At 59.2% G+C, this 7,820-nt stretch carries 7 protein-coding genes; all 7 read right to left on the bottom strand.

Translation table 11 applies throughout. The annotated features are described in order from the left end of the window. Window positions 1-203: 203 nt before the first annotated feature. Genes tyrS through HMPREF2690_RS11280 form a run of 7 tightly spaced genes read right to left on the bottom strand, consistent with a single transcriptional unit; the run spans window position 204 to window position 7,765 of the window. Window positions 204-1,469 (bottom strand): tyrosine--tRNA ligase, encoded by a 1,266-nt coding sequence (gene tyrS / locus HMPREF2690_RS11310; protein WP_070422900.1) that lies wholly within the window; start codon window positions 1,467-1,469, stop codon window positions 204-206. A gap of 18 nt (window positions 1,470-1,487) precedes the next feature. Further along, complete coding sequence (locus tag HMPREF2690_RS11305; protein ID WP_070820923.1) at window positions 1,488-1,667, bottom strand: Trm112 family protein; 180 nt, start codon at window positions 1,665-1,667, stop codon at window positions 1,488-1,490. After that, a complete protein-coding gene (locus HMPREF2690_RS11300) occupies window positions 1,664-2,314 on the bottom strand; it encodes a hypothetical protein (RefSeq protein ID WP_070422902.1) in 651 nt (216 codons plus the stop codon). Before HMPREF2690_RS11300 ends, HMPREF2690_RS11305 begins: the two co-directional genes overlap by 4 nt. Further along, window positions 2,301-3,890, bottom strand: a complete 1,590-nt coding sequence (locus HMPREF2690_RS11295; protein WP_070449945.1) for a VWA domain-containing protein — start codon at window positions 3,888-3,890, stop codon at window positions 2,301-2,303. The genes HMPREF2690_RS11300 and HMPREF2690_RS11295 overlap by 14 nt, the downstream gene beginning before the upstream one ends. Next, window positions 3,890-5,077: a hypothetical protein gene (locus tag HMPREF2690_RS11290; protein ID WP_070820922.1), complete on the bottom strand. Its 1,188-nt coding sequence runs from the start codon at window positions 5,075-5,077 to the stop codon at window positions 3,890-3,892. Before HMPREF2690_RS11290 ends, HMPREF2690_RS11295 begins: the two co-directional genes overlap by 1 nt. 48 nt (window positions 5,078-5,125) lie before the next feature. Then, window positions 5,126-6,562 (bottom strand): argininosuccinate lyase, encoded by a 1,437-nt coding sequence (gene argH, locus HMPREF2690_RS11285; protein ID WP_070820921.1) that lies wholly within the window; start codon window positions 6,560-6,562, stop codon window positions 5,126-5,128. Continuing rightward, on the bottom strand, window positions 6,563-7,765 hold the full coding sequence (locus HMPREF2690_RS11280; protein WP_070820920.1) for an argininosuccinate synthase: 1,203 nt from the start codon (window positions 7,763-7,765) through the stop codon (window positions 6,563-6,565). Between the last annotated feature and the right edge of the window lie 55 nt (window positions 7,766-7,820).

Here is a 7,820-nt window from a genome sequence, read left to right as displayed (position 1 = left end):
CACAACGTAAACCAAAGTCAAACCCAAGTTCAACCAGCGTTTACCTTGCACAGTAACCTCATGAAATTAACTTGTTCCCTCTCGCCAGCCCCTCAAGGCCGCTCGAAGCAACGGATGAAGATATAACCACGAACTCACAAACAACACAAACACCCAGGCAGATGGTGGTTTCTGCCTGGGTGGTGTCGTCGATAAGCAGTTGCTTATGCGCGCTTGGCGCCTGCGAAGTTCTTCTTGCCTCGGCGCAGGACCAGCCATGTGCCGTGGAGGAAATCCTGGTCAGACGGCGCCCACGCCTCGTCTTCGACGCGCTCGTTGTTCACGTACACGCCACCTTCCTTGATGGAGCGGCGCGCTGCACCCTTCGACTCTGCAAGACCAGCACCGACGAGAAGCTCCACGATATCCGTGGTTTCGCCGGCTGGGATCTCAAAGACAGAGGTTTCAGAGACTGCCGATGCGAGGGTCTTCTCGTCGAGGTCAGTAAGTTCTGCGCGACCGAACAGAGCTTGCGATGCGAGTTCGACAGCCTCACGGGCTTCCTTGCCGTGGACCAGATCGGTCATCTCCTGCGCCAAGCGACGCTGGGCTTCACGCTTGAATGGGCGCTCCGCCACTTCGGTCTCCAGGCGGTTGAGCTCTTCCTGGTCAAGGAAGGTGAACCAACGCAGGTAACGGATGACATCGGCGTCCGCAGTGTTTACGAAGTACTGGTACCAGGTGTACGGACTGGTCATCTCGGGATCCAGCCACAGCGAGCCGCCACCAGTGGACTTGCCGAACTTCTTACCTTCGGAATCCGTCACCAGCGGAACAGTCAACGCGTGAACCTGCTCGCCGTCCATACGACGATTCAGGTCAACGCCCGCAACGAGGTTGCCCCACTGATCGCCGCCGCCAACCTGCAGCACGCAATTGTGGTTGCGGCGCAGCTGCACGTAGTCATTCGCCTGCAGCAGCATGTAGGAAAACTCGGTGTAAGAAATGCCGTCGTTCTCCAGACGACGCTTCACCGTGTCGCGGCCGAGCATCGTGGACAGCGAGAAGTGCTTGCCCACATCACGCAGGAACTCGATAACGCCAAGGTCTTTAATCCAGTCGTTGTTGTTGACCAGGCGTGCTGCATTGTCGCCATCAAAGTGCACGAAGCGCTTGAGCTGGCCGCTGATCCGGTCCGCCCAATCACGGACGGTGTCCGCGGAGTTCATAGAACGCTCCCCCACATCGCGCGGGTCACCGATCATGCCGGTAGCGCCACCAGCAAGCACGATCGGTGTGTGGCCTGCTTCTTGGAAGCGGCGCAGCATGAGCAGCGGAACGAGGTGGCCGGCGTGCAGCGAGGGACCAGTCGGGTCGAAGCCGCAGTACAGCACGATCGGCTGCTCGGTTTCCTTCCGTAGTGCGTCGAGGTCCGTGGACTGGTTGATCAGCCCGCGCCACTCAAGCTCATCAATGATGTTTTTGCTCATTGGGTTTTTCTCCGTCTTCTACTTTGCCGAGATGTATGGCCCTGCTTCGTCGATGAGCAGAACTGGGATGCCGTCGTCAATGCGATAGGCAATGCCGAGGCGTTCGTTGACCAGCAGCTCCCGCTCTTGGTCATACTCCAGCGTTCCCTTGTCTTTGGGACACGCGAGGACGTTAAGAAGCTTCGGATCCAGACTCATGCTTTCGGATCGTACCCGCTGCCTCCGTGGTAGCTGTCGTCGAGTCCGGGCAACTCACCGAGCTCTTGACGCAGGAACTGCGCTTGTGAATCCATGGCGCGCAGATTGTCGTCCAAAATCCCCTGCTGCACCCGCTCAGCAGCGCGAGTGAGCGTGGTTAAAGAGTCCACAACCACGCTCACCGCAGACTTGTCTCGGTACTGAGGGGCATCAAGGTACGTATCGACGACCTCCGGGTAGTACACGTTGACTACATTCCACATCGTCTGCCGGTGCTTAGGCGTCGGCTCGAGGTGTTCCCACTCGGACAATACGAACTTGGAGGCTTTTTCAAACGCTCGCGCCTGCATCATCACCTGACGTGGTGGCTTCGCCGATTCCAACCGATCAGTCGTTTGCCGCAGCGCATTCTCGAGAACTTGCGACGTGGGCAGGGTTGGTGCTGCTGGAAGTTCCTTGGTTTTCCGGGACGGCGCAAGAGCCGCGCCGGCGCCATACGCGGCCGCCGCGGCGACCGGCCAGAACAGTCCGATACCTACCGCAATATGAACCACAACCACGAGGGTAGCCAGCACCAACCCAAGCTGGTTCTTGGGTGAGGCGAAATACCGGGCTGCTTTTCCCGCAGACGAATTATTGGAATCCACGAATCTCCTTAAAGGCAGCAGCCAGGTCGCCACCAAGCGCGTCAAACACCTCACCACCGGTGAGATCTGCAAGTGCTTGCATCTCTATCGCATTAGCATCGCCGTACAAGATAACGAACACAGGCACGTTACGCAGCTGTTCTGGCAATGCTTCATACTGCCTCTTGAATTCGACATAGTCTGGGGCAACGGTGCTTTCACCATCACTCAGCAAAACTATCGACGGAATACCTCCGTTCGGGTCCGTATTCCTCAATGCCTTCAGCAAGGTTTCATACACCGCGGTTCCGCCCTCAGCCTGGAGACCATCGACGAAGTCAGATAGTTTTTCAGCAGACTTCGGATCTTCCCGGGAGAAACGAACTGTCAACGGTTCGTGTGGTGCGAAATCAAAGGCTTGCAACGTGACGGTTTCCCGGTCGCGTAGGGAGACGTCACCGGTGAGTGTTGAAGCGGAGCCGTCGATAAGCGAGTGCATGATGCTTTTCAGCGACGCCAACCGCTGCCCTTCCATCGACCCGGAAGTATCTAGCACAAACGTTGTTCGGCCTGGTTTGCGGTAGGAGTTGTCGTACGCATAAAGCAGCTCATCGACGACTCCCTCGTTGGCTGGGAACGGCAGCTCGATGACGTGTTGGTTGGCTATCTCCACCGGCACGTTATCCACGCCGGTCACAGGCCTGCGATAGGTCTGAGCGATGTCCTCTTGGTGTTCCAGGAGCCAGCGCGACAGCTCTTCTACCCGACCCCGCGCGTCTGCATGCGCAGGGTTAGCCAGTGCCGATAACGGGTAATCTGCGGAAATCACGCCATCGGCGGGGACAACAACCTCAATAGGCACACCTTGGGCCTTTAGCTGGTGAAGTGTTGCTTCGTAGTTGATGATGCCATCGCCTCGGGACGAGTCATTGACAAACGTCTCAGCCAGCCACCCGGAAGAACCGGAAACCATAGATTGCGCTTCGAACATTTCCTTGAGCTGTGGCCCAACGCGCTCCAAGTCAGTAGGGGAAATCGCATCGCCGGTGTCTGCGAGCGCAGTCGCCACCGAGACGAGTGCGGAGAATCCCGAGTTCGAGGCTTGCGGGTTGGTCATCCCGAACGTGAACTTGCCGCTTGCGGCAGCGTCGGCAAACTCGGCCCAGGTGGGCTGCTTGGTGTCCCAGCCGAGGCGCTTTGCGCTGTCCTCCCATACACCGAACGCGACGGGGCTTGTGGCAATCTTTGTCTCACCGTCCAACTTGTCGGAGGCGCCGATCAGGTTGACGTAGCGGTTCGTAGCAAACCATGTGGCATCCACTTCCCCATCGAAACCTCCCTGTTTGAGCGTTTGGGAGTTTTCTAAAGTTCCGCCGGGGAACTGCATGTCGATAGTGAAGCCGAGCTCCTCTGCTGCACGATCAACCAATTCTTCGAGGTCTTTGAGCTCGGTTGCAGCGACAATGGTCAGATCGGCATTACCGCTGGGCCCTGCGCCGGATGTATCAGGAGTATTGGAAGTGCCTTCTTCGAAAGTGCTACACGCGACGAGCACCAGAGACATGAACGCAGCAAGCGCCGCGACGAGGCGATTCATTATTCCTCCTCCTTCACCGGTGCGGGTGCTCCGCCATAGCGTTGACCGACACCGTCGATGAGTTGTTCAAGCCTGTCGTAGGAGGGTGGGTCGATGGAATTGACGTAATCCGCAGGCGCATCGAGCCCTCGATCCTCCATCTCTTGGGCCAGGTTGCCTGAGGTCGCGGGCCGGAATCCGTGGTACGCGGCCAGCCTTTGTAGCTCGGGGTCGTTGGTGAGCAGACGACCGAGTTCTCTACCGCCCTCGCTCACCCCGACGATGCCGTGGTTAGCCAGCACTGTCGGACTGAGTTGCAGCAGCACCATATCGTCGCGGATTCGGGAATTATCTCGCATCTGCTCACCAATGAACTGTGCTTCGTACACCATCACCATCGGTACCGCTCCCATGCCTTGGCTGAGGTAGTCCGCAAAAGGGCCAGAGGATGAGGCTTCGCTGTATCCCTGAGCGGTGAAGAAGGGCGCGATCTCGTCGACAAGAAAACCAACGTCATTGGCGCGATCGGGTTCTCGCTGTGCTACCTCCCACGCCAACAGCGACAGATACATCGCGGCGGAGTTTGAGGTGCGGATATCTGTCGAGCGGATCTGTACATTGCGTGGCGACGGAAACGCGTCCCCGAGGTCGCGCCATCGTTTTCCGGAGCGGGCCAAGTCCATGTACTTGTTCACGTCCAGTGTGTAAGCGCCGTTCTGCTCAGCCACGACTCCCTCAGCTACCAGTAGATCCGCAATCGGCTTCCAGCTCGCTACCGCCATCGGGGAGAAGAACGGGAAATCCACCGAGTAGCCACTGCCCTGTTCGCGCACCTTTTGCGTGGCAGGCCCGGAAGACGGGAAAACGAAATCTTGTGCGGCAATATCCGTGGTGGTAGCTATCTGGCGGGACCCCGCTGTTGTCACGCTGACGCTGTAGCCCAACGCTGCAAGTCTGTCCTTGACCTGGGGGTCTTCAAAGAAAGCCCGCTTTTCAGAGCCGATCACTCCGTGGAGTTGCTGCACGTCTCCATGAGACTGGCGATTTGATTCAGCGCCACTGTCTTTTTCGTCGCCATCACTGCCAAAGGGAAGAAGCCCCCGGCCTAACGCAACTGCGGCGATGACCACTGCAATAAAAATGAGGCCAAGCACCACGGAGACTGACCGTCCCCGGGGCTTGGCTTCATAGGTATTTGGCGCATCCATATCCCAATGCTAAAGGGAAACTCTGAACTGCGCTCTGCGAACGTGTATTTACTTCTTCCGAACTGGCTGCTCTGCCCACTGACGCGCAGCCTTGTTCGCTTCGCGGACACGCTCCCGCTGCTCCACCACACGCGGTTTCGCAGTACCGCCGCGGGTATCGCGGGATGCGACCGCCCCATCGACAGTAAGTACCTCGCGCACTTCGGGGAGCAGACGCTTATCGACGCCCGCTAGCTCCTCATCCGTCAGATCAACAAGATCAACGCCGCGGGATTCCGCGATACGGACGCAGGCGCCTGAAGCTTCGTGTGCTTCGCGGAACGGCACACCCTGACGCACCATCCACTCTGCCAAATCGGTGGCCAGTGTGAAACCGGCGGGCGCGAGTTCGCGCATGCGATCTTCGTGGAACGTCAACGTGGAAACCAGACCAGTAAACGCCGGCAGGAGGATGGAGAGCTGCGTGACCGAGTCCACCAGCGGCTCCTTATCCTCTTGCAGGTCACGGTTGTAGGCCAACGGCATAGCCTTCAGCGTGGCCAGCAGACCAGAAAGATTACCGATCAAGCGGCCAGCCTTGCCGCGCGCGAGTTCCGGTACGTCCGGGTTCTTCTTCTGCGGCATGATCGACGAGCCCGTCGACCACGCGTCGTGCAGCGTGACGTAGCCGAACTCTGGCGTGGACCACGCGATGATCTCTTCGGCGAAGCGGGATACATCGATCGCGATCTGTGCCAGCACATATGCGGCTTCCGCAGCAAAGTCGCGGGAGGCGGTGCCGTCGAGCGAATTATCCGTCGCAGAGTCGAACCCGAGCTCTTCGGCGATCGCCTCCGGGTCGAGGTGCAGCGACGAACCAGCCAACGCACCGGAGCCATACGGTGAGACAGCCAGACGCTTGTCTGCGTCCTTGATGCGGTCCAGGTCGCGCAGCAACGGCTGAGCATGTGCCAGCAACGAGTGCGCGAGCAGGATCGGCTGTGCTGCCTGGAAGTGGGTCTTGCCCGGCATGATGGCATCCGGGTGTGCTTCCGCCTGTGCAACGATCGCATCGATCAGATCACTCACGTCGAGCGCCACGCCACGCAGTGCATCCCGCAGCCACATGCGGAACATGGCCGCAACCTGGTCGTTGCGCGAACGACCTGCACGCAGACGACCACCGATTTCAGGGCCGACTCGGTCGATCAGACCACGCTCCATTGCGCCGTGGACGTCCTCGTCTGTCGGCGAGGGGCCGAACGAGCCGTCTGCAACGTCGCGGCCGAGTTGGTCCAGGCCGTCGAGCATGACGGCGAGGTCGTCGTCGCTAAGCAAACCTGCCTTGTTCAGCACCTTCGCGTGCGCCTTGGATGCGAGCACATCGTATGGCGCAAGGACCCAGTCGAAATGGGTGGACACGGACAGCGCGAACATGGCCTCGGACGGACCACCGGAGAAGCGGCCGCCCCAAAGCGCGCCTTCGTTTGTCTTGTGGTGCTGCATTTACTTGCCGGCCTCGCGGTCGCGCTTGTTCGCGATCTGGGAGGACAGGCCGTGCAGTCGCACAAAGCCCTTGGCCAGGGTCTGGTCGAAGGTGTCGCCAGTGTCGTAGGTGGCCAGGTTGAAGTCATACAGCGAGTGGTTGGAACGACGGCCGTTGACCGTGATCTTGCCAGCGTGCAGCACCATACGAATATCGCCGGTGACGTGCTCCTGGGTGGACTCGATGAACGCATCCAGGGAACGCTTCAGTGGGCCGAACCAGAGGCCGTCGTAGACCTCCTCGGACCAGCGGGCGTCGATAAGACGCTTGTAGCGGGCGAGCTCTCGCTCAACCGTGACATCCTCAAGTGCCTTGTGCGCGGTGATCAATGCAACAGCGCCCGGGGCCTCGTAGACCTCGCGGGACTTGATGCCAACCAGACGGTCCTCAACCATGTCCAGACGGCCAACACCCTGAGCACCTGCGCGACGGTTCATCTCCTCAATGGCCTCAAGAACAGTCACCTTGCGGCCGTCGATAGCAACCGGCTTACCGGACTCGAAGGAAATGATGACCTCATCCGGAGCGTTGCCCAGCGCCGGATCCTCGGTGTAGGCGTACAGATCCTTTGTCGGCGGATTCCACAGATCCTCGAGGAAGCCAGTTTCAACTGCGCGACCCCACACGTTCTGGTCAATAGAGAACGGCGACGCTGCAGACTGCTCAATCGGCAGGTCCTTACCTTCGGCGTATTCGATGGCCTTGTCACGGGTCCATGCGTAGTCACGAGCCGGAGCGATGATTTCCAGGTCCGGGTCCTGGTTGAGGAACCCGACCTCGAAGCGAACCTGGTCGTTGCCCTTGCCGGTGCAGCCGTGGGCGACGTGGGTGCCGCCGTACTTGTGGCCAGCCTCAACCAGGTGCTTCACAATCAACGGACGGGAAATTGCAGAAACCAACGGGTACTCGCCCTGGTACATACCGTTTGCCTTGATGGTGGGCAGGCAATACTCCTCGGCGAACTCATCCTTGGCGTCCACAACAATGGACTCCACTGCACCGCAGTCCAATGCGCGCTGGCGCACTGATTCCATGTCCTCGCCGCCCTGTCCAAGGTCGAGGGAGACCGCGATCACTTCACCGCCGGTCATTTCAGCCAGGTACGGGATAGCAACGGACGTGTCCAAACCGCCTGAATATGCAAGAACAACGCGATTAGTCATGGTAGAACGATTCTCCTTCGAAAGATTTCATGAATAGTATGAGGTTACCTGCAGG

The sequence above is a fragment of the Corynebacterium sp. HMSC034E11 genome (assembly GCF_001835905.1).
GTDB lineage: Bacteria > Actinomycetota > Actinomycetes > Mycobacteriales > Mycobacteriaceae > Corynebacterium > Corynebacterium coyleae.
Note: the sequence above shows the minus strand (reverse complement) of the source record. Positions and strands in the feature narration are given on the sequence as shown.

What these genes read in the sequence shown, in the direction of transcription:
- tyrS (WP_070422900.1), bottom strand. Translation starts at nt 1,469, where the DNA reads ATGAGCAAAAACATCATTGATGAGCTTGAGTGGCGCGGGCTGATCAAC.
- HMPREF2690_RS11305 (WP_070820923.1), bottom strand. Translation starts at nt 1,667, where the DNA reads ATGAGTCTGGATCCGAAGCTTCTTAACGTCCTCGCGTGTCCCAAAGAC.
- HMPREF2690_RS11295 (WP_070449945.1), bottom strand. Translation starts at nt 3,890, where the DNA reads ATGAATCGCCTCGTCGCGGCGCTTGCTGCGTTCATGTCTCTGGTGCTC.
- HMPREF2690_RS11290 (WP_070820922.1), bottom strand. Translation starts at nt 5,077, where the DNA reads ATGGATGCGCCAAATACCTATGAAGCCAAGCCCCGGGGACGGTCAGTC.
- argH (WP_070820921.1), bottom strand. Translation starts at nt 6,562, where the DNA reads ATGCAGCACCACAAGACAAACGAAGGCGCGCTTTGGGGCGGCCGCTTC.
- HMPREF2690_RS11280 (WP_070820920.1), bottom strand. Translation starts at nt 7,765, where the DNA reads ATGACTAATCGCGTTGTTCTTGCATATTCAGGCGGTTTGGACACGTCC.